21 protein-coding genes and 5 pseudogenes are annotated in these 26,654 nt (G+C 41.9%); 10 read left to right on the forward strand and 16 right to left on the reverse strand.

Translation table 11 applies throughout. From position 1 onward, the window contains the following. Positions 1-298 (forward strand): transposase (locus tag FCR06_RS34930; RefSeq protein WP_138504606.1); only part of this gene is annotated, 298 nt, incomplete at its 5' end. Here FCR06_RS34930 and FCR06_RS29685 read toward each other — a convergent pair. From FCR06_RS29685 to FCR06_RS29725, 9 genes and pseudogenes are all read right to left on the reverse strand, one after another. After that, entirely contained in the window at positions 287-556 is a 270-nt protein-coding gene (locus FCR06_RS29685) for a hypothetical protein (protein ID WP_138506208.1), read from the reverse strand. The genes FCR06_RS34930 and FCR06_RS29685 overlap by 12 nt on opposite strands. Positions 557-724: 168 nt before the next feature. Then, positions 725-1,279, reverse strand: a complete 555-nt coding sequence (locus tag FCR06_RS29690) for a hypothetical protein (protein WP_138506211.1) — start codon at positions 1,277-1,279, stop codon at positions 725-727. 160 nt (positions 1,280-1,439) lie between these two features. Then, positions 1,440-1,856 carry a CAP family protein gene (locus tag FCR06_RS29695; RefSeq protein ID WP_138506212.1) on the reverse strand — a complete coding sequence of 139 codons (417 nt, stop codon included), beginning with the start codon at positions 1,854-1,856 and terminating at the stop codon, positions 1,440-1,442. Positions 1,857-2,013: 157 nt separating this feature from the next. Further along, complete coding sequence (locus tag FCR06_RS29700; protein ID WP_138506214.1) at positions 2,014-3,147, reverse strand: glycoside hydrolase family 64 protein; 1,134 nt, start codon at positions 3,145-3,147, stop codon at positions 2,014-2,016. 379 nt (positions 3,148-3,526) lie between these two features. After that, complete coding sequence (locus FCR06_RS29705; protein ID WP_138506216.1) at positions 3,527-4,198, reverse strand: hypothetical protein; 672 nt, start codon at positions 4,196-4,198, stop codon at positions 3,527-3,529. Positions 4,199-4,403: 205 nt separating this feature from the next. Beyond that, entirely contained in the window at positions 4,404-5,624 is a 1,221-nt protein-coding gene (locus FCR06_RS29710) for a hypothetical protein (protein WP_138506218.1), read from the reverse strand. A gap of 92 nt (positions 5,625-5,716) precedes the next feature. Further along, on the reverse strand, positions 5,717-6,289 hold the full coding sequence (locus FCR06_RS29715; protein ID WP_138506220.1) for an ester cyclase: 573 nt from the start codon (positions 6,287-6,289) through the stop codon (positions 5,717-5,719). Positions 6,290-6,560: 271 nt separating this feature from the next. Beyond that, positions 6,561-6,826, reverse strand: a pseudogene (locus tag FCR06_RS29720) (IS66 family transposase); the annotation flags it as partial. A gap of 67 nt (positions 6,827-6,893) precedes the next feature. Then, positions 6,894-7,084, reverse strand: a pseudogene (locus FCR06_RS29725) (IS1 family transposase); the annotation flags it as partial. A 220-nt stretch (positions 7,085-7,304) separates the two neighbouring features. On the opposite strand from FCR06_RS29725, the gene FCR06_RS29730 reads away from it, so the two are divergent. The 4 genes from FCR06_RS29730 to FCR06_RS29745 all read left to right on the forward strand — a co-directional run bounded on the left by FCR06_RS29730 (position 7,305) and on the right by FCR06_RS29745 (position 12,133). Then, positions 7,305-9,128: an ABC transporter ATP-binding protein gene (locus FCR06_RS29730; protein WP_138506223.1), complete on the forward strand. Its 1,824-nt coding sequence runs from the start codon at positions 7,305-7,307 to the stop codon at positions 9,126-9,128. Between the two features lie 211 nt (positions 9,129-9,339). Next, positions 9,340-11,244 (forward strand): albusnodin/ikarugamycin family macrolactam cyclase, encoded by a 1,905-nt coding sequence (locus FCR06_RS29735; RefSeq protein WP_138506225.1) that lies wholly within the window; start codon positions 9,340-9,342, stop codon positions 11,242-11,244. Between the two features lie 132 nt (positions 11,245-11,376). Next, positions 11,377-11,646 carry a PqqD family protein gene (locus tag FCR06_RS29740; protein WP_138506227.1) on the forward strand — a complete coding sequence of 90 codons (270 nt, stop codon included), beginning with the start codon at positions 11,377-11,379 and terminating at the stop codon, positions 11,644-11,646. Between the two features lie 67 nt (positions 11,647-11,713). After that, on the forward strand, positions 11,714-12,133 hold the full coding sequence (locus FCR06_RS29745; protein ID WP_138506229.1) for a lasso peptide biosynthesis B2 protein: 420 nt from the start codon (positions 11,714-11,716) through the stop codon (positions 12,131-12,133). Between the two features lie 2,139 nt (positions 12,134-14,272). Here the strand turns inward: FCR06_RS29745 and FCR06_RS29750 are convergent. The 3 genes and pseudogenes from FCR06_RS29750 to FCR06_RS29760 form a co-directional block, all read right to left on the reverse strand. Further along, a pseudogene (locus FCR06_RS29750) lies at positions 14,273-15,009 on the reverse strand (ABC transporter ATP-binding protein). A 2-nt stretch (positions 15,010-15,011) separates the two neighbouring features. Continuing rightward, entirely contained in the window at positions 15,012-16,217 is a 1,206-nt protein-coding gene (locus FCR06_RS29755) for an ABC transporter permease (protein ID WP_138506231.1), read from the reverse strand. A gap of 24 nt (positions 16,218-16,241) precedes the next feature. Next, positions 16,242-17,585, reverse strand: coding sequence for an efflux RND transporter periplasmic adaptor subunit (locus tag FCR06_RS29760; protein ID WP_138506233.1), 1,344 nt, complete (start codon positions 17,583-17,585; stop codon positions 16,242-16,244). Positions 17,586-17,798: 213 nt separating this feature from the next. Between FCR06_RS29760 and FCR06_RS29765 the strand changes: the two genes are divergently transcribed. The 4 genes from FCR06_RS29765 to FCR06_RS34000 all read left to right on the forward strand — a co-directional run bounded on the left by FCR06_RS29765 (position 17,799) and on the right by FCR06_RS34000 (position 20,760). Next, entirely contained in the window at positions 17,799-19,109 is a 1,311-nt protein-coding gene (locus FCR06_RS29765) for a sensor histidine kinase (RefSeq protein ID WP_223280351.1), read from the forward strand. Next, the gene (locus FCR06_RS29770) at positions 19,106-19,774 is read left to right on the forward strand and encodes a response regulator transcription factor (protein WP_138506235.1); all 669 of its coding nucleotides are present in this window, start codon (positions 19,106-19,108) and stop codon (positions 19,772-19,774) included. Before FCR06_RS29765 ends, FCR06_RS29770 begins: the two co-directional genes overlap by 4 nt. A gap of 243 nt (positions 19,775-20,017) precedes the next feature. Next, positions 20,018-20,311, forward strand: a complete 294-nt coding sequence (locus FCR06_RS33995; RefSeq protein WP_223280352.1) for a biotin/lipoyl-binding protein — start codon at positions 20,018-20,020, stop codon at positions 20,309-20,311. Next, positions 20,308-20,760: a hypothetical protein gene (locus tag FCR06_RS34000; RefSeq protein ID WP_223280353.1), complete on the forward strand. Its 453-nt coding sequence runs from the start codon at positions 20,308-20,310 to the stop codon at positions 20,758-20,760. The genes FCR06_RS33995 and FCR06_RS34000 overlap by 4 nt, the downstream gene beginning before the upstream one ends. A 73-nt stretch (positions 20,761-20,833) precedes the next feature. Here FCR06_RS34000 and FCR06_RS29780 read toward each other — a convergent pair whose 3' ends face one another. The 3 genes from FCR06_RS29780 to FCR06_RS29790 all read right to left on the reverse strand — a co-directional run bounded on the left by FCR06_RS29780 (position 20,834) and on the right by FCR06_RS29790 (position 25,927). After that, complete coding sequence (locus FCR06_RS29780; RefSeq protein WP_223280354.1) at positions 20,834-23,251, reverse strand: CHASE2 domain-containing protein; 2,418 nt, start codon at positions 23,249-23,251, stop codon at positions 20,834-20,836. Positions 23,252-23,534: 283 nt separating this feature from the next. Further along, entirely contained in the window at positions 23,535-24,716 is a 1,182-nt protein-coding gene (locus FCR06_RS29785) for a DUF1822 family protein (RefSeq protein WP_138506237.1), read from the reverse strand. 23 nt (positions 24,717-24,739) lie between these two features. Further along, entirely contained in the window at positions 24,740-25,927 is a 1,188-nt protein-coding gene (locus tag FCR06_RS29790) for a sigma-70 family RNA polymerase sigma factor (protein ID WP_138506239.1), read from the reverse strand. Positions 25,928-26,171: 244 nt separating this feature from the next. Between FCR06_RS29790 and FCR06_RS29795 the strand changes: the two are divergent. Continuing rightward, a pseudogene (locus tag FCR06_RS29795) lies at positions 26,172-26,270 on the forward strand (IS6 family transposase); the annotation flags it as partial. Between the two features lie 140 nt (positions 26,271-26,410). Here the strand turns inward: FCR06_RS29795 and FCR06_RS29800 are convergent. Further along, positions 26,411-26,654 (reverse strand): annotated as a pseudogene (locus FCR06_RS29800) (IS701 family transposase); the annotation flags it as partial.

Raw genomic sequence — 26,654 nt, forward strand, 5'->3', positions numbered from 1 at the left:
TTATGGATTGGAGTTATGGATTGGAGCAATTGTGGTGATGGATAATTTATCAGTACATACTGCTGCGGTGATTCAAGACTCAATTGAAGCAGTTGGCGCACGTCTTGTCTTTTTACCTCCTTACTCACCTGACTTATCTCCAATTGAATTATGCTGGTCAAAACTGAAGCACTGTTTGCGAGCAGCAAAAGTTACAACACATGAGGCACTAAATCAACTTTTAACTCAGATTGTGAATCAGCAAATTTCCTCTGATGATGCTTGGGGTTGGTTTGCCCACTGTGGTCTATTCATTTGAAAACTGCTGTAAATCAGCAGCAGCAACTGCAACATGACAGTTAGAATCGACTTGATTCCAGAGCGTTGTCGGTGGGTGATACACGGCATATCCCATACTGTAGGTGCTGATTTTGGTAAACTTGGATGCAATCACCTCCAGCATATCCACAATCTCTTGCTGGCTGTAAGAGTTCCACTGCGGGGTTGTAGCATTTGGAGGTGTTCCTCTCCAGTGACCAACGTAAGGTTCAAAGGCAACACCGAGAAATTGAGACATAATAGTACCTTCAATTAAAAAAATTGGGCGGAGTCTTGGATGGGGAGTGAAGTTCAAAGCAACTTGATGAGCAAAGCTCTGTGAGTATCGGCATACGCATTATGTATCCCAGCAGAACCCGCCTAAGGAGTGAATGGCTCCTCCTCAATTGCTCGACACGAATCGGCTTTACAAATCATGCAGTTTACTCAGTCGCTCGGCAAGCTGTTTGAGTAGAGTTGGATCGGCTGTAGAAGCCAGATTGTTCAGCTGATATGGGTCTTTTTTGATGTTGTACAGTTCCTTCGCGCCATTTTTATATTCCACATAGGTATAATCTTGTGTCCGGATAGCCTCGTAATTAGAGAAATTCGGTATCTGACCTTTTTTTTGGAGCGATTTAAACTCTGATAGATCCTCAAGCTCTAACTGATCCTCAAGCTCTGACTGTTCCTTAAGCTCCGACTGATTTGGAAACTCTACGCGATCCGGGCACTCTTTGTTATCCCGAAGTTCTAACTGATTCTGAAAACGCTCTGTCTGATTCTCAAGTGCAAGTTGCCGTTTGCGATCTTCTTTGTGTTCTATCAAAAATGCAGAGCGCCACTTAGGGAGTTCTAGTGTCGTACCCTTTAACAAAGGTAAAAACGAGCGTCCATCAACAAAACCGGGTGGTTTAACTCCAGCCATATCGACAAAGGTTGGGAACTGGATCTCTGTTGATTGTGTAAGTGTCCATGTCATCCACTAGAACGAAAACGATATTGGGTTTACTTGTCTGGGCCAAAGCTTTTTGTGTTGCTGATATTAGCACATTGACTACCAAAACACCGAGCATTATTAGAACAAAGAACTTTGTTCTAAAACTGGATGTTTTCATCAAACTACCTCTTAATTTACAAGACTAAAAAACTTTTTCCCCGAGAAAATTGCCTGCCGGATTGTAGTGACAAACAAGGAAATCGTTGCCATGTCCGCTTGCTAAACCACATCCAACTTTTCTTGTTTTTCTCCAAACAACTTGAGTATAATGACCCACATCCTCCCAACGTCCAGTAGTAGAAACATCGGGAAAAATACCATTTTTGAAATGCTTCTTTTCATGACCCCACAAATCTATTAGCTGAGTTACAGAATAGGCGCCTACTGTACCACTTGCTAAGTTTTCTCCAGCGCTACCATGTTCTAATTTTCCTATTGCCGCCAAATGATTTGCCCACTTTTGAGCGCTTGCTGCTAAATTTTCTGACCATTCCAGTGGTGGAACATCTACTTTGGTTCTGTACTTATTGTGTGCTGCTAAAATTGCTTTAATTTTCATAGCCTACATTTCCTAAAAGTTTAATAAAAATTAATTGTTGTTCTCAGTTTAAATACAGCCTAAGCTACATTTAAACTCGTTATATCACTGTGATTACCGACATTGAAGTTGGTTATGGCATAAAGACTTCCACCTGATTAAACAGAAACTAGATATCTTAATCCCAATTTATAATTACCTCTAATTCTTGAGGATTTGGATGTTCAATTAGAGTGCTTTGCTCGCACACATCATCAAATGGGAATCCATAAGCTTTGTTATCTATGCTATGATGATGCCAGAATTCAGCATAGAAATTAGCTGGAGCATCTTTATAGAATTCCGAGGGCTTACACTTATTTGCTGGATTCTTGACTATGTGCCTGTTAAACATGGCGCTAACTTGAGCTTGAATTGCCTTTTGAATTTCATCACCTTCGGCAAAGTTTCCATCACATTGAAAGACTTCCCAAGATTTTGGATAGTGTATTTTATACTTTCCATTAAGTGAATCTGCTTTGGTAAAAATGAAAACGTTATCTTCTACTTTTCCGATAAATGTTCCCTGTGGTATTTTCAGTTCAAGTTTATTTGTCTTGTAATGCTGCCAGACATCGTGAATGTAATCATCGAAGTATTTTGCCTGACTACCACCTTTATCAAAATCTCCTTTAAATGGCGATACTATTCTGTAGGGTTTCTGAACCAAAGATTTAAATGGGGCTGGGACATTACTAGCATATTTATCGAATAAAGCACTCCTTGATTCAGTTATACCAACTTTTTTTGAACCATTAGGACCACTTGATTTCATCACTATTGGAAATCCAAATTGGTCTACTTGAGTAGTATTACCGTGGAAGCCTGCATCATCAAAGGTAAACTCTATCCAATCAAAGTAAACGTCTACATTGGGGTCAGATGGATTAGCCGTATTCGGTTGAACAATAGTGTTATTGTCAGTGATTTTTAAGTATATCGGTGAACCGAGACTAATATAAACCCTACCTGAACGAATATGCGGAACTTTTATTTCAGAAACCTCTTTAAGAGTGTGTAAATAATTAGAATAATTTTGCCCATTTTTAGTTAGATGATCTTGTTCATTATTATCCCTAACATCACATGGAACTAAGTGACCGTTTTGATTAAGGTGACAAGTTTGGTTCGATTCATTTAAACCAGTAATTACAAAGTGAATTTCTCTGAAGGAAATTTGTGATTCGTATTGTTGGTAAATGAAAATTTCATTATGTTCTTCCTGGAAATTTGAGTTTTGTAGAATATTTTGAATTGAAAATACACTTACCAAGGTGTACTAAAATCCTCAGTATAGGGCGTATTTTTCCTGAGACGTTATGACACTGAGATAAGCAGAAATCATTGATATTACTGGTTATGGGGTGTTCGGTATCAGGTGTAGGGAATGAAGAAATAACCTCTGTTTCATCTGTTAGAGATGAATGTTGATTAACATTACACCTGTTGCGCTACCCCCAACAGCCTGCCCAGACGAGGTTTCACATCAGTGCTTAGTACTATTCGTCCTGAGGCGCATCCTTGAATGCATACCCAATGCTAATTTCACGATAATTGAGGCTAAGAATATTTCGACGATGTCCCTTATTGTCAGGCGTTTCCTTAGTGCCTTACGCCTGAAAATTTCCGCTTAAGGATGCCTTTACTTAACTTTAGTTTGCCCATTGAATAAACCCCCTTGTGTTTACTCCATGTCTGGAGAATCGATTTTTTGCATCGTGGTACATATGAGCTTGTACAATGCTAGGAACTATAGCAGGTTTAATGTGTGCGTAATCCTCCCAAGATACTCCCTGGCTTGTTTGGAAGTCGTTTTCAGTCTCCGTTCCAGAGGTGTATAGTTGTGGAGAAAGATAGTCTATATTCTCGTTCGTAAAGAAGGTTTTCATCATCGTGTGTGCATCAGGAATTCTGTAAGGGGCTGAGTGGCTAGTCGTAACCAAAACTTTTAAATTTTTATTTTTGGCAGCAGCAAAAGCGTGTTCAAAATGTGAGGTTAGGTGAGCTTCGCCCTGTTCGATGTCAAAAGCAATACCCCTATAATCGGAGAATTTGCCATTTTTAATGTGAGTGATAATGGAATGAAGAATTTCCTGGGTGAAGGAACCATTACCATCAGAATCTCCTCCACCTAAGGAAATGTATTTATGACCCACCAACCTATTTTTGATTTTGGCACTATCTGATAAAGCCTGATCTGGTTTAGCCCATCCACTAAAAGCAATGCCTAATGTTGAGTGGTCAAAAGGGTGACTCGGAGAGTACGTTTTATCCCAGTAACCTTTAATCAAATTCATCCCTTCTATAGTTTCAATAGAATTCATAACTTAATTTTCCTCTTTGTAAATTCACAGGAACTTAATTGCTAGGAGTTGGAGGGTATGCGTGAACTTAAATACCATTTCATCGACAAGCTGATGCCTTGCGATCATCCGCGAGATTGGAATCATCTCGGTGTCTGGCGGGATCTGTGGAATGAAGTCTTAGGGGAGTTGTTGTGACATTACTGATAATTTACGACACCACCGCTTATCTAGTAACAAGGGTGACCCACTTAGCTAATTCGGAATCTGATGCAGCATCAACTGTGATATTGTCTGGCACAGCTACCTTAATCGTCGTGTAATAGGGTCGTCTGTGATTCCCTTGGAAATTTCCATTGGCTTTGACAGGGTGATCGTCAGGCGCATATCCAGCAAAGTAAAGGTGCCAAGTGCCCTGTCCGCCCTGTCTGTGTGCCATGTCATTTTTGTCTTCAACAATGGAAGGAACTCCAGGCGCAATCACCTGTTCAGCAACATAATTAGGCCAATTAGGTTTTTGCGACTGGAGAAGGTATTTGACTTCAGGTTTTGTGTTGCCCCAGACGCCAGAAGGATCGGGTGCGAGTACTTTCCGGTAAAAGGAGCCAGATCGAGGCACAAACGTGTCAGACCAGGCAATCCCTAGCTTGTAGTTTGTTTTGTTATAGGCACCGGTCGAGTATGCCATAGCGTACTTACCATTGATCTTTATAATATTGCCAGTTTCCACAAGCTTGAAGTCTGCTCCATTCTCAAAGTACAGCTCTGAATTCAGCGAATTAGCACCCATGTTAGGCATCAGTAGCGTGACAGGCGGTTTGTTCGCGAGTTCGGTGGGTGACTGCATCAACTGGGCTACGATGCCGTCACGAGCTGGTTTCGTCGGCGGGGAAAGCCGTTTGCTATAAATCAGATACAGTTTGCCGTCATCCTCGAAATACTTACCGTTGTAGTTGGCATCTTGATTTGTCGTGAACGATCCGACCAGCAGCTTGTCAGCTTTCCACGTAGTCGGGACAGGCAGCGAGTTATCGGTCGGCATAGCATGTGCAATCACAGTCCAAGACTGATCCTGCTTGGCATTGGCGTCCGTGTTAGCCGCTTGAGACTCCACTTTCAACGCTAGAACCATATCCCATTCACCGCGTCGGTTCTGATAAGGATGGATAGCCGCAATGGATGCGATTTTTGTATTTGCCTCATGCGCTTGCTGCTGTAGAAGGTCTTTCGCTACCTCAATCTTCCTCTTCTGAAAACACTCTGGGCGGATTGCTCCTGAGCTGCTCAGTAGATTCTGAGTCGTCCCTGAAAATGTTAGAGGCACAGAGTCCTGTATCTTGGGTGCGAAGTGAATAGGGTATGGATCTGAAAAGTAGCCTTCGTGCATAACAACGTTGACTTTCGTCATCGGCTCGATCGCAATCCGTGGCAAGTCTATATTCATCATTTTCTCCTGTTGTTGTTGAGAACTCCTAAAGAGAGTGTACTTATTTGCTGATTGCGCTAGTTTTGTTGCTCAGTCACAGTTATGGTGGGGAACTAGTTCTGATGGGCGTGACGACGAATCAATGCATTGGATGGTAAATTAGGATTGAGCAGCTTCTCGGCACTGGCAGCACCCACAACGGGTAAGGCAGCTGCATCAATCAGGCCCAGTTGAACTAGCACAGACGCTTGATCCCAATAAATGTGTTCGTGTGCCACCTTTTTGTCTCTAAACCGCACGATCGCAACAAATGGAACTTCAACCTGCTTACCTGTTGGGGCTACACCCGGTAACATCCAATCCATCCAAACCGTGTGGGTGAACTTAAACACAAATTCGTCTACTAGCTGCTCGGTGTCGATCGTGCGGGAGACAGGGATGATTTCTGTGTCGGGTGGCGTCTTCGGAATGAAATGCTTGGCATAAAACTCGCGCACCTCGTCTAATCCAACGCCTCCAGTCATCACCGGAATATCGTTTACGTAGGCATCGGGAACCATTGTGGCAATGGCTGCTTCAGCATCATGCTTGACAAACTCGCTTGCCATGTGTTCTTCCCAAAGCGCTTGTAAAGCCTCCTGTGCAGGAGTCAGTCTTGTTTGTGTTGAGTTAGCTTCGAGGCTCATGATTAACTCCTTAAAATGCTAAGAATGTTGACAAAAAAATCAAGATGCGTTTGCCTTGGTACAGGTACCCTGTCCTCTGATTCTTAATTGGTAACTGTGAGATGAATTTATTCACTGTGGAAAATCAGAAGTTTTTAGTTGAGCCTTCTGATTCTTAATTGGTAGCTGTGAAATGAGTTTATTCACTGTGGAAAATCAGAAGTTTTTAGTTGAGCCTTCTGATTTTTATCCCTTTTTTGTTACTACAAAGTATAATCGTAAGGATTCAGGTCTAATATTGCGGAAGTAAAGAAGGGCGAGACAGATAATTATTCGAGTCAGCCAGTAGAGCTTGTGTAAAAAATGAATCACAGACCTACTTTGACGGTGACAAGTTCGCACTACCGTCAACAAATTAGCAGTATGACAAAACAGCTCCATTGAATGGAAACCACCACTAACTTTGCGTTTTGTCACAGCCAAACGAAGTGAGCGTTCGGCCTGATTGTTATTGTGAAGAACTTCAGGATAATCAAGGAAATACCACCATTGGCTTGAACCTATCCCACTAATAAAACTCTTTGAATCCAGAGATGGGTGTTGCTGAATAAAAGGATGATTTCATTTATGTAGGTATAATTTGATATTTTAATAGTAAAGTAATAGTTTAATTGAGTACTTCAGCATTTGTTCGAACTTAGAATAGCATAAGGTTTTTCGGTGAAGGCGTGCAAGATAATGACGCAATCGTGTGTTTTCATTTTCCACACGTGTCATATATGTTTTACTAATAATTTGGTCTCCATCAGGGATAAAACGAGTGCTTAGCAAAGAAGTCGCGTCAATCCTGAGTAAAAGAATAAATATCCTACTTTACAGCAAAATTTTCCATTGAAATGGGGTATGGAGGCACTTAAACTTAATGCTTTAGAGCATATAAATTTGTTGAACTAATCGATAGTCCATAGTTGTCTTGTTCTGTAACTAGTTAGGTTGTTCCCGTTGCATATACATTCGGTTATTTCGCAACAACTCTATGTTTAAAGAAGTGCTGGACGTTGTACGTAGCTACATAAAAACTTTCTGCCGTTCTCTACCATTTTTGTGGACAGCAGCATCAAGAGAAACAATCTTTATGGTCGTTGGTGTGTTGTTGCAGGGAACTGTCCCCGCAATCAGCGTCTGGATTACCAAACAAGTAGTAGATACAGTCGCAACAGCTTTAAACCAAGAGAAAGAAATTAGCTCTGTACTCCTCGCTAGCCTAGTAGCAGCATGGGTTGGGGCTTTACTGCTAGAGGTTCTCCTGCGACCTTGGATGTCAGCAATTCAGGGAAATTTGGGCGAAAAGCTAACGGCTCACATTAACTTGCTTTTGATGCGTAAAGCTGACACTTTTCCCGACCTGAATCGTTTTGAAGACCAAAAGTTTTATGACGAGCTACGGATTCTTCAAGAACAAATAAGCTACCAGCCAATGAATTTCATTGGAAACTTGACTCAAGGAGGCAGCAGTTTGTTCACTTTGGTAACTATGGTAGTACTACTATTCCCACTTGGGTTTTGGATTCCATTTGTAATTATTATTACAACCCTACCCCAAATTTATGTTTCTTTTCAGTATGAAATGATCATTTGGGGAGCCGTGTATGAGAAAAGTCCAGAAGCTCGGCGGATGCAGTACTGCTCGTCTGTCATGCTTACTGATACCTACGCTAAGGAAGTGCGGTTATTTAAACTTGGTTCCTTGTTTATTAGCCGATATGTCAAAGAATTTCAGTCTTTGCATCAAACTATGCGCCACTTGCGGGGGAAACAAGCTTTTTGGGCGGCGCGTTTGTCTGTGATGAGTGCTTTAGGGAATGGCTTTGCCTTTTATTGGGTGGTGCAGCAGGCTTTTAGAGGGGAAATTAGCCCAGGAAGCGTACTTCTTTTCGTGCAATCACTGGCTTACCTACAACAGAATCTCGAACAATGTATTGCTGTCTCCTTAACTACCTTTGAAACTCTGCTCTATATGCAACAGTTTTTTGGTTTCCTTGAAAGTCAACCAATAATGCCTGTATGCATTCCTGGCAAACCAGTGCCTGCTCCCATTCGTTCGGGCATCATTTTTGACAGGGTACACTTTTGCTATCCAGACAATCGGTCTGCTTTGGTAGATGTTTCCTTTACTCTGGAACCTGGTGAAACCGTAGCTTTGGTAGGGGAAAATGGTGCAGGCAAGACGACGCTAGTAAAACTGCTGACGCGGTTATATGACCCTACAGAGGGAGGTATTCTGGTCGATGGTGTGGACTTGAGGGAATTAGACTTGGATGCATGGCGGCAAAATATTGCTGTAGTGTTTCAAGACTTTAGCCGCTATGCACTCACGTTGGGAGAGAACATTGCTTTGGGAGACATTGCCGCACTGGATGACTCAGAACGCTTCCGGCGGGCAATTCAAAAAGCTGGTATAGAAGAACTGGTCGAAAAGTTTCCCCAAGCAGAACTTACTCCTCTAGGTAAGCAATTTGGCGGTACAGAACTGTCTGGAGGAGAGTGGCAAAAATTAGCGATCGCCCGCGCTTTCATGCGGGAACAAGCCCAGCTACTTATCCTTGATGAGCCGACAGCTGCCCTTGATCCGCGTAGCGAATATGAGGTCTACCGCCGCTTTGTTGAACTAGCTCAAGGTAAGACTACGCTTTTAATCACCCACCGACTGGCTTCAGTACGTATGGCTGACCGCATTTTGGTTTTGAAGGGTGGGCGGCTGATTGAAGAGGGCACCCACCAGGAACTTTTGCGACGAGGAGGAGAGTATGCCACGCTTTGGAACATGCAAGCTGAGCAATATGGTGTTCAAATAACTTGACGGAACCGTTCGGCACTCAGCAAAGCCGAAAGAATATCCCATTTGATCGAGATATTTTCCATTGAAACTGAGTTTTGTACCCTTTAAATTAATAGTGTAATTAATGACTTCAATTGTAGATATCACTTTTGTTTAGCAAGAACTTTTGACCTCTTGAGAAAATCTTGTGTAACACGATTAATTCATTCCATTAGTAACAGCATAAAAAATTATGAAACGTTGGTTTTGTGGCTTCTCATCAGCAATTGATAATTCTCTAGCAACCCTTCCTAAACCACTTAATGGAGAAATGCTTTGGCAGGGAGCGAATCCTTTTTGGGTATGCGGAAATTGGGGCAAACAGCAAATTATTACAATTGCTGAAGGTCCTGTGCGGCTGGCTATAGTTGGTACTTGCTTAGCACCTTATGAGACTTTAGTTGAGTTGTTCCAGAACGCTATCAGGAATCACGACTACAGCCGACTGATGAGATTGCCTGGTAGCTATAACCTAATTGTGCAAGAAGAGGCTGATACTTATGTCTTTGTAGACGCTGCTGGTCTTAAATCTGTGTTTTATGCCAAATATGATTCTTTTATTGTTTACTCCTCTTTGGGGGTCGCCCTACAGCAATTGACAAAGGCAGAAGTCGATTTGGTGTACCTTGCTACTAGCTTAACGTGGGTTCCGACACCAAGCTTACCAGAGAGGCGCTCTCCATTTTGCAACGTCCAAGCTATTCCCCCTGGTCACTATTTACAAATATCTTCTGGTAAGCCAATGTGTAAGCAATATTGGCATGAACCCCAGAAATACAAAAGCTTATCTGAGGCTGCTGAACAGTTGCGCGAACAGCTACTAACTGCTGTCGAGGGTAGAGTGCGCTTGTACGGTAATGTAACTAGTGACATGAGCGGTGGATTTGATTCAACTAGCTTGGCTTTAATAGCAGCTAAGAGTTTAGAAAAGCGAGGTCAAAAGTTACATACAATCACCATTAAACCTGACTCAAACACTGCATCTGAAGATGTGAAATGCGCGCAACATGCAGCTAGTCTTTACCCAAATATTGTACCTGTGATGATTGAAAATTACGAGTTGCCCGGAGACTACAGTAACTTGGAGTCAATTCCTCTAATAGATACACCAACACCAACTATCCTTAGTCTCGGCATAATTAGTTACGAGCTGGAAATTATCAGGTCGAAAGGCTCCCTACTTCATATGAATGGAGAGGGCGGAGATGCGGTTCTTTCAGCTGCTCATACGTATTTGGTAGACCTATTAAGAAATGCACAGATAGGAAAACTTTTCCAGCACATTTATGGGCGTTCTCGACTCGAACGTTCCTCCCCAATACCTTTAATAAAAAGTGTTATAAAACTAAGTTTGACTTCATATCGTCAAGGGTTACTTCAACAAGTTAAAAACCTTATGGCTGGACAGTTACCGTCCCAGTTGCTTACAAACCTGCCGTGTACAATCGAGAGCATAGGCTGGGATCCTGCGCCAGATGTTGTTAGTTGGTGTACGAAAAACTTAGTAGACTTAGTTGAGGCAGAGTTACAGAGTTGGGTAACAGTAGCAGCACCTTTTGCCGACTCTCCTGGGCAACATCAATCTATATCTGTGATCCAATTGAACGGATTCCACAATAAAACTCTACAGCAAATAGCTGACATTAATGATGTTAATATAGAGTTTCCCTATCTTGATTCGTTGGTGATTGATGCTTGTCTTTCTGCAAGAGTAGAGGAACGGACAACTCCATTTAAATTCAAACCACTCCTCTCTACAGCGCTTCAGCACGATTTGCCGAAAAGTGTTTTTACACGAACTACAAAGGGTGAATACACAGCTAATGATTTTGTTGGTCTCCGACAAAATTTGGCTACGATCAACGAATTATTCCAGACTTCCCTCTTGGCTGACAGGGGTTTGATAGATATTAGAGAATTTCGCGCTGCGATCGAGCAGTTTAATATGGGAATTGTTAATAATGGTTTTTCGGCTTTTACTCAGACGATGGCAACGGAACTCTGGCTAAGAAGCGTGATGGAAACTAGTAACAGTTTCTGGGAATATACCACCTTGGCAAATAGACCACCAGATGGCAAGTTGCAGACAATATTCTAGCGAAGGCAAATAAAAATTAAAGATGCTAAACATCTACAAGCTTGCACTTGGAATCTCTCATAGTTTTTGGTGCTGAGATGAGTGACATATACAACTACCTCAAGTTTATAGTAGCAAAAGGAGAAAAATCAAATGGAAGAATTTCGCGTTCCATCATATGTAACTATAACATTTTTTCAGGATAGTGCTGTATTACTAGATTTAAGAAAAAATGTTTATCATGCTCTAAATGATACTGCCGCAGATTTCTGGAAGCTTTTAACACAAACAGGTTCTTGTGAAGATGCGCTTCAAAAGATGTTGGAATTATATCAAGATTCTCCAGATATTATTAGAAGAGATGTGCAAGATCTTGTTTTTTCTCTTGCTAAAGTTGGACTACTTGAGCCAGTAATAAAGTAGGGTATAAATCTGAATCAATACTCAAAATTCGACTCTGAATGATTATTAGTAAATAGGAAGAAATGGCATGGATGTCGAAACAGCAATAAATCCAATTAATGTAAGCTTAAGTTGGGCAGATCGGTTGAAAGGTCTATTTACTGTATTAATTGCCTATGTAGCTTTACGTCTTTTTTCTCTGGCAAGGATTGGTAAAATCCTCCACGTATTTAAGCGTTTCTGCTCTCGTGAAATAGGCATTGATGAGGCGAATATTGCCTGGGCAGCAGTACGCAAATCCAGTTTTTTCTTTTCAGGAAGAGTAGCTTGCTTAGAATTATCATTGGCGTTTGTACTTTTCGCTCTAACCAAACGTTTATCGGCAACCTGGTGTGTGGGAGTAGCAGCTGACCCATTTCGTGCCCATGCTTGGGTGGAAATTGATGGGAAACCTTTCTGTGAAGTAGATTATTTTGAAAAGGATTTTAGAAGGTTGTTTGCAGTCTAATAAGGGCGCGGTCAAAAGCAGTTGATAGTGCGATCGCCTGATTGACTGACAAATCTTTAAACCCTCATCCCCCAACCCCTTCTCCCACAAGGGGCGAAGAGGAGCCGGAAAACCTGAAGACTCTCAAAGTCCCTCTCCCGTTCTGGGAGAGGGATTTAGAGTGAGGGCAATGAACTTTTGTCAGTCAACCAGCTACCCTTGTGTAGCCGCGATTTTTAATCGCCAGGTATATATATAGCAGTGGACAGGAATCTTAGGACATTTGGGAAAAGCTATCGGAAAGGATAAGCCAACAATCTTCGTCCTAATCAGCTTGGCTACTGCTATATTTGTAAAAGTGAGATGCTCTCTGAACTATTTCCCTAACGTTGAACTATCAATCAATTAGAAAGAAAAAAGAAAATAGGCAAGCAATGCTTGCCTATTTTTTTCTGACATGGCTTTTCACCACGCCCTAACTAGACACTGACAAATTCTAGTCTAGTCACCTCCAATAGAAAAGATTGTTTGGACGGTCCCGACGGTGGCCTCGGCCGGTACTGAGTGTCATTTCAATCGCGTCACCTATTGCAATTAATTGGGGCTTAGAGTATTGTTTGCTAGTCATGGACTTAACCTCCAAAAGTTTCTGTTTTTTGTTGATAGCAGTTTTCAATTGCCTGAAGTAAAGAAAATAGGCAAGCAATGCTTGCCTATTTTTTTCTGACATGGCTTTTCACCACGCCCTAACTAGACACTGACAAATTCTAGTCTAGTTACTTCCAATAGAAAAGAGCGTTTGGACGGTCCCGACGGTGGCCATGATTAAGCCGGAGTGTCATTTCAATCGCGTCACCTATTGCAATTAATTGGGGCTTAGAGTATTGTTTCTTAGTCATGTCTTTGTCCTTCAAAAGATTTGTGTTTGTTTGTAGTTGAATTTATCAACCACACTTTTAATTTAAGAGATTACAAACTCAATTTCAATGGAAAATCTTGCGGTAGAATAGGATATTTCTTTGTTTTGATGAGTAGTTTTGCAACTGATTATGAGCAGTCTGCAAAAATTAATTAGATATAGTTGGACGGTGCTGTAAGCTGTCACTAATTACGCCATTTCTGCCACTCATTGCAAGGTAGTTGTAAAAGTGAGATGCTCTCTGAACTATTTCCCTAACGTTGAACTATCAATCAATTAGAAAGAAAAAAGAAAATAGGCAAGCATTGCTTGCCTATTTTCTTTCTTACATGGCTTTTCACCACGCCCTAACTAGACACTGACAAATTCTAGTCTAGTCAAAAGAACACAAATTAGGGAGCATMTCAAGTTTGCAAATTGATCAAAATGTATTTTTATGCATTTTGGATGTTCCCAACAGATTAAGTTGGTGGTACTTAACTAAAGTTTAGCGCCAATAGAAAAGGCGGGGTGGATTGTCCCGACGGAAGCGTCCGTTGCCATGGAGTGTCATTTTAATCGCGTCACCTATTGCAATTAATTGGGGCTTCGAGTATTGTTTGATAGTCATGGACTTAACCTCCAAAAGATTTACGTTTGTTTGTAAAAGAGAATAGGCAAGCATTGCTTGCCTATTCTCTTTCTTACATGGCTTTTCACCACGCCCTAACTAGACACTGACAAATTCTAGTCTAGTCAAAAGAACACAAATTAGGGAGCATATCAAGTTTGCAAATCGATCAAAATGTATTTTTATGCATTTTGKATGTTCCCAACAAATTAAATTGATGGTATTTAACTAAAGTTTAGCGCCAATAGAAAAGAGCGTTTGGACGGTCCCGACGGTGGCCATGATTAAGCCGGAGTGTCATTTCAATCGCGTTACCTATTGCAATTAATTGGGGCTTCGAGTATTGTTTCTTAGTCATGTCTTTGTCCTTCAAAAGATTTGTGTTTGTTTGTAGTTGAATTTATCAACCACACTATTAATGTAAGAGTTAAGCAACTGAACCTCAATGGAAAATCTTGCGGTAGAATAGGATATTTATTTGTTTTTATGAGTAGTTTCGCAACTGATTATGAGCAGTCTGCAAAAATTAACTAGATATAGTTGGACGGCGCTGTAAGCTGTCACTAATTACGCCATTTCTGCCACTCATTGCAAGGTAGTTGAATAATAACGTGAGTTTGACGATAGTTATTCAAGCCGCAGCTATACGTCCTAAATCCTCTGGAGCAAGATAGGGATGAACAACCAACCCATCTTTGAACCAGATGACGCGATGGGTACAGCGGGCAACCTCTGGCTCATGAGTGACCACAACTACCGTCATACCACTAGCCTTTAACTCACTGAAGATATTGAGGATTTATCGAGTGGTATAAGAGTCTAATGCGCCAGTGGGTTCGTCTGCTAGCAGGAGAACAGGGCGATTGACAATAGCACGGGCGTAGACGCTCTTAGCGGCTTGTCGTTAGACATCGCCACTCGTTGCTGCTGTCCACCCGATAGCTGATTGGGTTTATTGTGCAAGCGTTTTTCCAGTCCCACTCGCATCAACGCCTCAGTTGCCCAATCTCGTCGCTCCTCTTGGGGAATGCTGGCGTATACCATCGGCAGCATCACATTCTCCACAGCAGTCAACTGGGGCAACAGGTGAAACTGCTGAAACACAAAACCCAGTTTTTGGTTACGGATGTGAGCCAAATCTTTGTCATTGAGATGGGCAACATTCATCCCATCTAAATAGTAGCTTCCAGAAGAGGGGCGATCTAAGCAGCCAATGACGTTCATCATCGTAGACTTACCCGAGCCAGAAGCTCCCATAATAGTGCAGTATTCTCCTGCTTCTACAGTCAAGTTGACACCAGCAAGAGCATGAACTGTGGTTTCTCCAGAACCATAAACTTTTGTGATGTTTTCTAAGTGAATGCTCATAGTTATGCACCTCTCAACGCAGCGATAGGATCAAGTCGAGCTGCTTGTCGCGCCGGTGCAACACCGAAGATTAAACCAATGCTGCCGGAAACGCCTGCTGCTAAGATAATTGCCCCCACAGGTACTGTCGGTTTCAAAGGGGTGAGGATACCAATAACGAGTGCACCACTGACGCCAATGCCTGTGCCAATTAAGCCTCCAGCTATTGAGAGGATAATTGCCTCAATCAAGAACTGGGTGAGGATTGCCTGTTGAGTTGCTCCAATTGCCTTCCGTAGTCCAATTTCCTGTGTACGTTCTGTTACAGACACCAACATGATGTTCATGATGCCAATACCACCAACCAGTAGGGAAATACCCGCTATTGATGCCAAGACTAAACTCAAAGCTCCTGTCACCTGACTCACCAAGTCTTGAACTGACTTGTTCGCGGAAACTATAAAGTTTTTCTTGCCATGCCTGCGCGTTAAAATATTGGTGGTTTGGAAAGCTGCTGCTCGGACGCTAGCTTTGTCCTTGGCAGAAAGTTCTAAGTAGTCGATGGGAATACCTAATGGCGATCGCTTTCCTGCTAGCTGAACTGCCATAGTAGTAATGGGGACGTAGGCTATCTCATCAGGATTAGTACCAATAAAAGCGCCTTTGGCTTGCATTACGCCAATAACTTGAAAACTCAAGTTATTCATCTGCACTGATTGACCAAGAGGATTTTCGCTACTAAATAGTTTGCGTGCAACTGCTGATCCCAAAATCGTAACTTGGGTATTTTGCTGTAGCTCAATGGAGTCAAAAAAGCGCCCCTGGCGAACGCGGAGGTTTCGCACATAAAGAATTCCCGATGTTGTGCCTGTCACGTTTACTTTACTGATGCGTTCCTGATGGGATAATTGCAAGTTGGTACTAATCTGCGGTGCGACTTCTCGGACGGCGGGTGCAAGCTTTGCTATTGCCTCAGCATCTGCCAAAACCAATTGTGCAACTTCGGTATTCAATCCCTGCGTATCTTCACCACCAGGAAAGACAGAGAGTTGATTTGGTCCAATGGATTCCAGCTTTTGCTGAGTAAACTGCTGTGCGCCTTGCCCGATTGCAACCATCGCAATCACGGAGGCATTGCCAATTATAATACCGAGCATGGTGAGTGTACTACGGAGTTTGTTGGCAGTCAGCGTTTTAACTGCCATATTTGTACATTCAAGTACGTTCATGGTTTTGGTTTATACGGATTGAAACTAAAATCCAACAGTATCTACGCCCTCAATTTTCTCGTTGCTTGGGGGAGATATAAACACGCGATCGCCCTTTTTCAGACCTTCTAACACTTGAACTTGGTCACCACTGGCTGCGCTCACCTTAATTGGTTGGAAGCGTGTTTTAGTTTTTTCATCAGCAACATACACCCCTGTTTGACCATTAGGCTGAGTCACAACCGCAGCCAGGGGAATAACTAGAGCATTCTTAATTGGCTTACCCAGGAACATGAGTCTCACATTCATCCCTGACTTAAGCTTTGCCTGCCCGGTAGAGAGTGCCACTTTCACTCGAAAGGAGGTAATATTGTTTTCTTGCACAGCCCTAGGTGCAATTAGGCTAACCTGTCCCTTAAAAGTTTCGTTAGAATAAGTGTCTGCTTGAATATTTACAGTCTGACCTGGATTCATTTTAGATATGCTGGCTTCAGGAATTTTGGCTTCAATCTCTAAGCCACTGGAGAGTTCAGCAATGGAAGTGGATGTGGCACCTTCATTGGAAGAGGCTGATGTGGTAGGTGTGACGAAATCTCCCTCTTGAGCAAAGCGGCGGGTGATAATGCCTGCAAAAGGCGCACGAATAACCGTATTGTTGAATTGGCTTTGATAAAAAGCAAGTTGAGCTTTTGCCTGAGCCACTTCGGCTTCTGCTTGAGCAATTTCTTCAGGGCGCAGTCCGTTGTAGGCTTTTTTCAAATTCTCTCCCTGTTCTTTGAGTCGCGCTAGCTCTGCTTCCAAATTTGCCTTAGCTTCCCATTGTTTAGCAATAAACTCTTCAAAGGCGTTCCGGGAGATTGCACCTTCTTGAGCTAGCTTGGAATTGCGTTTGAGTTCTTCTGTTGCACGGTTTAGCCTTGCTTGGGCTGCTGCTACGGTTGCTGAAGCTGTAGCAACTCTGGCTTTTGCCTCAGCAATTTCTTCAAGACGAGTTCCAGAGCGCTTTAGTTCTAAGTCAGCCACAGCTTTTTCCAGTGATGCTAGATACTGATTGACCTGCGCTTGGACTTTCTCCTCACTCATACGGGCAATGATTTGTCCTTTGGTAACGCGATCGCCCTCAATCACATATAGTTTGGCAATGCGTCCAGAATCTTCAGGACTTAGGTTAATTTTTCGCACAGCCTGCACCAGCCCACTGGCTTGGATTTGCACCACCCAATTTTTGGTTTGTACCAATACAGTCTGGTTAATTAGGTCTTGCTGAGAGGAAGTATCTTCGGTCTTCAGGTAAACTAAAGTTGTGATGGTTCCTAAAGCTCCGATGAGCATGATTGCGGGTATCCAGAGATTTAGCTTCTTCACCCGACTCAACGGTAAAATTTGCATTAGTATATTTTATTTAAGAGAATTGAGAAGCGAACCAGTTTAGTTCAATGCCTCAATCGTAGGAGCTTGCCTGTGTTCACCACATGGATCTAAGTTCCCAAAAGCTCTTGTGACCAAAGTACTACAACTAATAGAACCTTGGTACTATACTCTTAGAGTAAATCGCGACCAAAGACTCTGGTAAAGAGAAACTTCCATCGCGTACAGTATCAGGTGAGAACCTTTTGTGAAGCCGCCAACACCGTGAACCGTCTTCTGCAACTTAAAACCCATCCTTTTCGTTTACTGCTCTACTTGGAATGGATTTTGTTGATAATTACAGTTCTGGGTGAGCTACCGTGGGAAAATATTCCCTACCTAGAAACGCTGCTGGGAGAGTCTTCTAATACACCAAAACTGCTGCCGTACTCTTGGCTGCTAAATATATTTTGCATTGTAGGTTTCGGGTTAATGGGGTTGCGGTTGCCACAAGGCACAACCATGAGCAAATGGCTTTACACTGCACTGGAACTAGGACTAATTTGGCTCGTAAATGCCTTGGGAAGCTGGCATATATCTTTTGTGTCTCCTTATCTAATTGTCGTCATCCGCAGTTGCCTAATTTTTAAACCAACGGGACGAGTGTTAGCTACTGGGTTGGTCTTTATCTCTTTCTTGCTATCACTGGTAATTTCGGTAAAAGATATTCCAGCGATTCAACTGGAACTGACACAACCCGAACCTGCAACGCTCAACCAAATCAGGATTTGGTTTATTATTAGTAGTATCAACACGGCATTTTTATTTGGATTGGTGTTGGTGTTCGTTTTAACGCTGGTCAATGCATTAGTAGCAGAACGCCGAAGTCGGCAAAAACTGACACTCGCCCACGACCAGTTACGCCAATATGCCCTACGGACAGAAGACCAGGCGACTTTACAGGAGCGTAACCGAATTGCCCGCGAAATTCATGATTCCTTGGGTCATGCAATGACGGCTCAAAGTATTCAGTTAGAAAATGCGTTGTTATTTTGTCACTCCAACCCAGATAAAACCGAAGCATTTTTGACCGAAGCCAAGCAATTGGCAGCAACAGCTCTCAAAGAGATTCGTCAATCAGTCTCTAGGCTGCGTTCTGATTCATTGCAAGGTAGAACTTTAGAATCAGCCCTTGCTATCCTGATTCAGGACTTTTACAAAAGGACGAACATCACCCTAGACAGCAACATCAGCCTGACTTATCCGCTGACGGCTGAAGTTATGACTGCTGTCTATCGCATTGTTCAAGAAGCCTTAACGAATATCTGCAAACACAGTGATGCAATACAAGTTAGTCTTCAGTTGCAAACGATACATAGACACTTACATCTGCTGATTTCTGATAATGGTAGAGGCTTCAACCCAGAACAAAACACAACGGGTTTTGGACTTCAGGGAATGCAAGAAAGAACGATAGCTCTGGGAGGTCATTTCAAGCTAGCAAGTGAAATAGGAAAGGGTTGCCGTGTCACTGTTGATATTCCACTTGTAAAATTTCTGCCATGATTCGCTTGTTGCTAGTAGACGACCAAATTATCATTCGCCAAGGACTCAAGAGCTTGCTGGAGTCTAAGCCAGACTTACAGGTGATTGGAGATGCCGAAAATGGTCAACTGGCACTGGATCTGCTTGAGTCCCTACAGGGAACACCGCTACAACCGGATGTGGTGTTGCTGGATGTGCGAATGCCCGTGATGGATGGTGTCGCAGCGACCCAGCGAATTTGCCAACGCTTTCCGGAAACACAGGTTCTGATTTTGACCACCTTTGATGACGATGAATATGTTTCGCAGGCAATGCGCTTTGGGGCAAAGGGGTACTTAGTCAAAGATACTCCGTCAGAGGACTTAGCGATGGCTATTCGGGCAGTTTACCAAGGTTACACTTATCTTGGACCCGGACTGTTTGAAAAAGCACTTCCACACCAAAGCACCGCTGCTCCCGTTAAGCCAGCCATTCCTCCTGAATTAGCGCATCTGTCGCCTAGGGAGTGGGAGGTATTGCGGTTAATTGCTTCTGGAGCGAGCAATCGTGAAATTGCACAGGCACTTTACATCTCAGAAAGAACTGTAAAAAATCATGTTACCAGTATTTTGAGTAGGTTAGGTTTACGCGATCGCACCCAAGCAGCGCTTTTTGCCAGTTCGCTCCTTCCCCTGCCGGATGCTTAGCGGGACTTTATAACCCACATTCCGCAGGTAAGCGAGGAGATTGATGGTATTTTTTATTCATGACACCAACAGTATCAGAAATAAGAGTACAAGTATTGACCACTGTGGGATAGTGGCAGGGATTATTGACCAAATGTGTAAGGCAAGAGTAAATCAACTTTTTTACCCTTAGTTCAAGACAACGAGTTTCTCCCACCAATTAGTCGATGGATTACATTTGGCGGACTATTTATTGTGTTTGCCTTGGCGTTATCTGTTCCTGTGGCTGCGATCGCTAAATATAAAGTTACGGTCAAAGGGCAAGCGGTTATCCGTCCTGGGGGTGAATTGCCAATTGTGCAGGCGGCGATAGAAGGACAGGTAATGCAGATTTACGTCAAAGGAAATCAAAGACTGCGAAAAGGAGACATAATTGCTACTATTGATGAGTCTCGATTGCAAACCAAAAAAAACCAGCTGCAAACTAATATTCAACAAGCTAGGTTACAACTAATTCAAACCGTTCCCGAAATAAATGCAATCGATAGTCAAATTTGAGTCGAAGCGATCACACCAATCGGACTATCGCCTCCGCTAAAGCTGAATTGCAGGGACGCGATCGTGATTATCAAGACAAAAAAATTACCACTATTACTGAACTTCAAGAAGCATCAGCCAATGTGAAAATGGCCCAAGAAGAATTATATTCAGGGCAAGCACAGTTACAATCAGCATTAGCTAATTTCCACGCAACTGAGGCGGCTTTAGGAGCAGCAACGTCAAAGGAGAACCGATATGAAAGTGTAGCTAAACAAGGGGCATTATCCCGCGACCAACTAGAAGAAGTCCAGCTGGCTGTGAAACAGCAACAACAAGCTGTACAGGCGCAAAAAGCCACTTATAAAGCCCAAGAAAAAACAAATGAGCGGCTAAAACAAGCTGTTTTCGGGGCAATTGCTAAACGCGATCGCACTCAAGCAGCCCTCAACCCAAGCAATACAGGGTAGCAATGCTAAATGAAAAATTTAGCGGTCTATAATTTAGTGGTGCGTTCAGAGCCAACACTAATTGCATTACGAATTACGAATTATGTTGACGGCGTTGAATCAACACTACAACGACACCGCTTGCAACCACAGCAAAGGCAGAAGGAATAAATGGCAACCATAACCCTTGTTTTAAAACAGCGATGCTTCCAAAAGGAGCTGCCCAAAGAGCGATCGCACAAACTCCATATAAAATGATAACTGTCACAAACATGGCGCATCCCTGATTAAGTAGCGAATGACGCACGCACCAAACAATTAGACCAGACACGCTCGACCATCCCCATATCCAGAGAATATCCCCCCAGAAAGGTAAAACCCCAAGAATTAGACGTTTGTCTAAAACTGCACTCACAATTTGGCTGACCATTTGCGCTTGGATAAATATGCCTGGTATTTCCTGGTAAGGTTGCTGTGCAGCAGAGTAGGGAGTTGACCAAGTATCGCTGATACTGTTAGCTGTCACTCCGATGAGAACTACCCGATCTTTGAGCGAATCAAAGTTAACTTTATCGCTCAATACATCTGACAAAGAAACTCTTTGGTAATCTGCATTACGGTAATTAACAAGTATTTGAAATCCGCCTAAATCAACTTTTTGTTGATAGCCACCACTCCGACCAGGCTTTAAGCGTTCAAATACTTTAGAACCAAACTGTATATAATCTTCACTCAAATTGGGTTGAATATTTTCGTCAGATAAATAACGAGCAGCTAATTGCAACGAGAGAGAGTAAGGCGTTGTACAAGCAGACGCAGGCTCTTGTGCCATCATCATAATTTGGCGACGAACGATACCATCTGAGTCTTGAATTGCATCAGTAAAACCCTGACGTTCTACAGGAACTTCAAGAGGTGGTTTAACACCTTCAGGGTCGTATTTACGATCTCTGCCTTTACAGACAATTACCACATTTTCTTTGCTCAGTTCAGTAGCGAGTTGTATCGGCTTTGATTCATTTGGAGGGTCAGCAAAATCTCTATAAATATCCAGTCCAATGACTCGCGGTTGATACTTTTGTAATTTGTGGAGTAATTGAGCTAACGTATTATCGGAAATAGATTTCACTCCTATAGTCGTCTCTTGTCGGGATTGAATATCTTTTTCAGTAACTTCAACAACGAGCAATCTTGGATCTAAATCTTCCTTTGGTCGCAGGACGAAGATTTGGTCAAAAGTTTGCAGTTCAACGTTCTCAAAAACCCCTAAGTATCTCAGACTAATCGTTGAAAGAGTCACAATAGCAGTACTCAGCAGTACAGTCCAAAGTTTGCGCTTTCGAGTCGCAATTGTGCTTTTAGTCTTGGCGATTGAAATTCTGCTGCGAGTCTCGGTGTCACCACAACGACTGTGCAGTTCTTGCCAAGTTATCGGAACAGTTGTGGGATTTTGGCAGATGACTGGCAACCAACTAGCACAAGGGAAATTATTCTCTAACCCCTGAAGTCTTTCCCGCGCTTCTCGCACAGCCAGATAAAATGGTTTATTAAGAGTAAAAGCGACAAGAAAGTTTTTCAAAAACTCCTGTGCGACTAAATCTGACACCTCTTCCCGCATCACAATCATTTGGGGAATGTTCAAATCAGCCAAATTTCGTGCCAAACCAATGCCATCACAGGAGTTGAAAATTGCTAGTTTTAAACCGCGTGTAATTGCTGTCTTCAGTGCATTTTTAAATTGGGAAATTGTTAGACTTTCGCTTTGATTAATGTAAATTTTCCCTATCTCTCCATCTGCAATACTAGCACTGTGTCCGGCAAAAAATAGAATATCCCAATTCTGATTCCACAATTGCTCATCAAGTTCTTTTCGTGTAGGTTCGACAAGAAACGTAGTTTGAGTATCAGTTAAACCTTGCAACCAAGAACGGTCTTTATCAATATCAATACCAAAACTATTACCGAGAATTGCTAGAATCTTGACTTGAAGTGTGGTACATTTTTGCACAACTTGAGGAGATGCATACTCATGATTGCTTAAAGCTAATTCTGCTTTCGGGTAATCCTCAAAAAAATCCCACAGATGCCAAGGTAACCGATGTAGTAAAGCTAGATTTGTCTCAAAAATAACTCGAATTTCATCATCTCGACTGAGTAGAGTTCTTAACTGCCGTTCAATATTTTGGAAGGATTCAGATTTTAACCAAGTGTTGATATGTGTTTGTAACTGATGACATACTTCATCAAAATCATTCACAGAAATATTGGTAATATCTTGTAAATGTACTTTTATACGTTGATTGCTACCTAAACGCTGATGGATAGCTTCATAGAGTAATTTCCATCTTTTGTAGAGTTCGGAAAGTTCTGGTATTGCTGGTAAACTCCCTGTTATTTTAAATAATTGCTTATTGTGCCAAAGTTGAGCCATGACAATAGGAAATCCTTGATTTAAGTCTCCTCCCAATAAGCTGAAGATAACTAGCTTACTCATTTGTTGTTTATTTGTCATTTTGTCCTACCCTTCGGGAAGCCACCCTCTGGGCGTCTATATTGTTTGTGCTTATCTAATGACCAGGGCGGCTGCATCATGTCAATAAAACTGTTATATTCTCAATAAATTTCAAAAGAATCTCATTAATCCCTGCTTCTTGATAAAGATTTTAGCGATTGCATCGAGGTTTAGAAAATAAATCAAGTGATAAATGCTGATTTTTTTGTTGATTCTTAACCTCAGTGGCAAATAAGTATAATTTGGATGCGTTCACCCTGATCTAATGACTAATGACTAACGATTAAATAACAAAATTTTCTATTACCTGGTGATTATCAAAAGTAATTTGGATGCTAAAACGTTCTCCTACTTCTCCATCAAAACGTTTCAATTGTATGTAGTTATCTTGTTCTCTTGCTTGCACTTCCTGAATGATTTCCTCTGACTCTAAAAGCAAAGCTAACTTGATATTAACAGGTAGATATTCTCCATTGGCAGGATGTAGTTGCACGCGAATACTAATTTGTTGGCTATCCTCTAATATGAAGGCAACTAACAGCACCACTTTTTGAGACTCTATTTCCATTCCCAAGTCAATCAGCTTGGCTCGTTTGATACTACCAGCATTTAATCCAAAGCTACTCCTAAAATTAAAAGCTATACTGTTGGAATTGAAAAGCGAAAATATTTCTATTGCTTCCCAAGTATTATCGTATATACCTTCTAGCCAACGACTCAGATTCACTTGCACTTGGGAAGATTGTGGCTGCTGCCGTTGTTGGTACAAGCGCTGCCGCCACTGCTCATTTTCTAGTAGCGATCCCCAAGTCATAAATGGTACTGCCAATCTAGAGAAACGAAAAGAGGCATTGCCTAACCGTTGGACAAGATTTTCTGCTTGCTCGATAGATAATTGTAGTAATGGAGCTATAGCCGCTTTTAGCTCTTCTCCTCTGCAAAATTGGTAGCTCAAAGAGAAAGCATTGAGGTCTCTTGTTAAATGCCGTGCATCTATACAATAAGTCCTATCCACTGAGTCATATTGAGCCAGAGATTTTAGTTCTTTATGGGTTGTGTAACCCCAAATTCGTATCCACTCGCCATCCGGTTTGACTTGCACTGCTAAATAGTAGTCTGCTGCCCAACTAGGAATATCTACCCATTCCTGAGAGATTTCTAACTCGCTATCATCAATTGCTTCACTGGGGATCAACACGACTCGCCTCCCCTCTAACAAAATTGCTGTACCATTGACAAATTCCCAAAACGCTGGAGTACCAGGAAAACTGTACCAAACACTTGCTCTTGGAAAATCTTCCGTTGAAATCCAATCCAAGAAAGCATTGAGACAAATTTGATTTATGTAAGCGCACCAGCGACTACTAGGTTGAGCATAAACCTGGCTTTGCTGCCAGGATTGCATCTGAATTGTTGGTGATATTTCTAACAACCATTCTCTTGGATCTGCAAATGCACAAGTCATTTTTACTACCTTAAACTATGGTTTTATGTTGTACCACCATACTGGTTTCTCAATAATTCTTCTAAAGCAAGACTCATATCTTTAATTTGGTTGGAATTCACAGAAATATTCAAATCTTGGCTCCACTTAAGGAGTGCTGCAAGTATTGATTCTCTACCTTTAACCAGTCTGCGAGACACTGTAGGCTGACTCATCTGTAACTGTTGCACGATCTGCTGCTGAGTCAATCCCTGTTCATAGTAAAGCTTAAGTACTTCTTGGGATTGTACATCTAGGCTCTGTAAAGCTTCTAACAATACACCAGACATCTGAGATATTTGGTTTTGTCGATTTTGGACATCTTCTTCGGCTATCATATCAGCCATTGGTGAGTCAGGAGATGGGTCTGGCAAATCAAATGTTATCGTCGTGTCATCATTTTGCTTGAAAGCATTTAGAGATTTCACAGATGGAAATAGATAAGCACGCACATAGAGAGCTGTTTGCATTAACCACTGTTCAATTGTCTGGGCGTTGCGTGCGAGAGTAGGTTGAGTAATTTGGCTTTGGCGTTGGTGGTTGTAGAGGTTGGCAATAGCTTCCCAAAGTTGGCGATTCGGTTCTGGTAACTGACTGGTACTTCCCGGTTGGTTTTGGGTGTACAATTCTTTGAAACAAGTCCAAGCTAAACAATATTGAGCAACTGCGCTTTGTGATAATCCAGCTTCACTAACAGCTTCACTAAGCAACTTTTTGCTCACTTTGCGTAACAATGCCCAATTGGTGCAAATATCAGCTTCTTTGCGTTGACGTAAAATATCTCTCAGCCGACTGGGCATTGCCATGATGGTGTAAGCTTTTAAGCTAGAAGATTTTTCTGGGTTGAAGTCTTTAAGAATTGTTTCAACTTCTGCAAGCGCCATTTGAAAGTAATCTGCTAGAGTGTATTGGCTAAGAGTAAATTTAGCAACTGTTTTTGAAGCAGCCCAATAACATGGTTCTTGTAAATAAGCTAACAAATGCATTCTGGCAAGGTTGTTCAACCCAGAGCGCCATTGTTTGTGCCAGTATAGCGCCCAAAAGTTTTCTGATTTGAGTGCTGATGACGAACGCTGCAAGTGATTTTGGATATTTCTATATAGTTTGGGATCGGTTAACCATTTGCTGAATCTGTCTCTTTCCAACTGCACGAATGTTGAAAACATATCCGTAATTTCTTGGCGAGGAAGCATAAATAATTACAAATATAAATTCAGCGGAACTGAAGTAACTAAGTAGGTAAGTAAAAATAAACATAACTATGTAAAGAAAACTAAAACGCCTAAAAGTCTTTTACCTTCATAGCTGCCTTGTCTTAAAGATAAATATCCACGCATACCTACTTATCACCTAGAGATAAAATAATATCTCATATGGGGGTTCTGTCACAAAAATGATAGAGTAAAAGGGTTTTAATTTTCTTTGACTGCAATCTAAATGGCTGCCCAGTCCTTGTTTAAGTGGGGACACTTTCTGCCCGAAATCATCCTACTAAATGTGCGGTGGTATTGCCGCTATCCACTAAGCTATCGAGATTTCTAGATTGAAAGGGCGTGCCATTGTTTGCTTCTGATTTAAGTCTTTCCCGCTCTCTATTCTACAGTTCTATGCACCATCACATAGAATTGGTATTAACCCTCTTTTGTTACTTTAGGTAAAGAAAAATAGAGAGAAGATTAACTAGCAATAGAGAAAGGAATGGGAAAAGCTCGAAAACCATTCATCAATTCAATTAACTTAAGGAAACAGCGTCTCATCCCATGAATGTTGAATACATCTAACCAAGGTAACAGCAAATGGTAGAAGATATAAGGCTGAACAATTAGTCTCAAGTTATTCAGTGAACTTTTCCATGTCATGCCCGTTTCCCACTCCCGATGTTGGCTAAATTCAGTAGTTGATGCATTGATGGATGAAGAG

The sequence above is a fragment of the Nostoc sp. PA-18-2419 genome (genome assembly GCF_005869855.1).
GTDB lineage: Bacteria > Cyanobacteriota > Cyanobacteriia > Cyanobacteriales > Nostocaceae > Nostoc.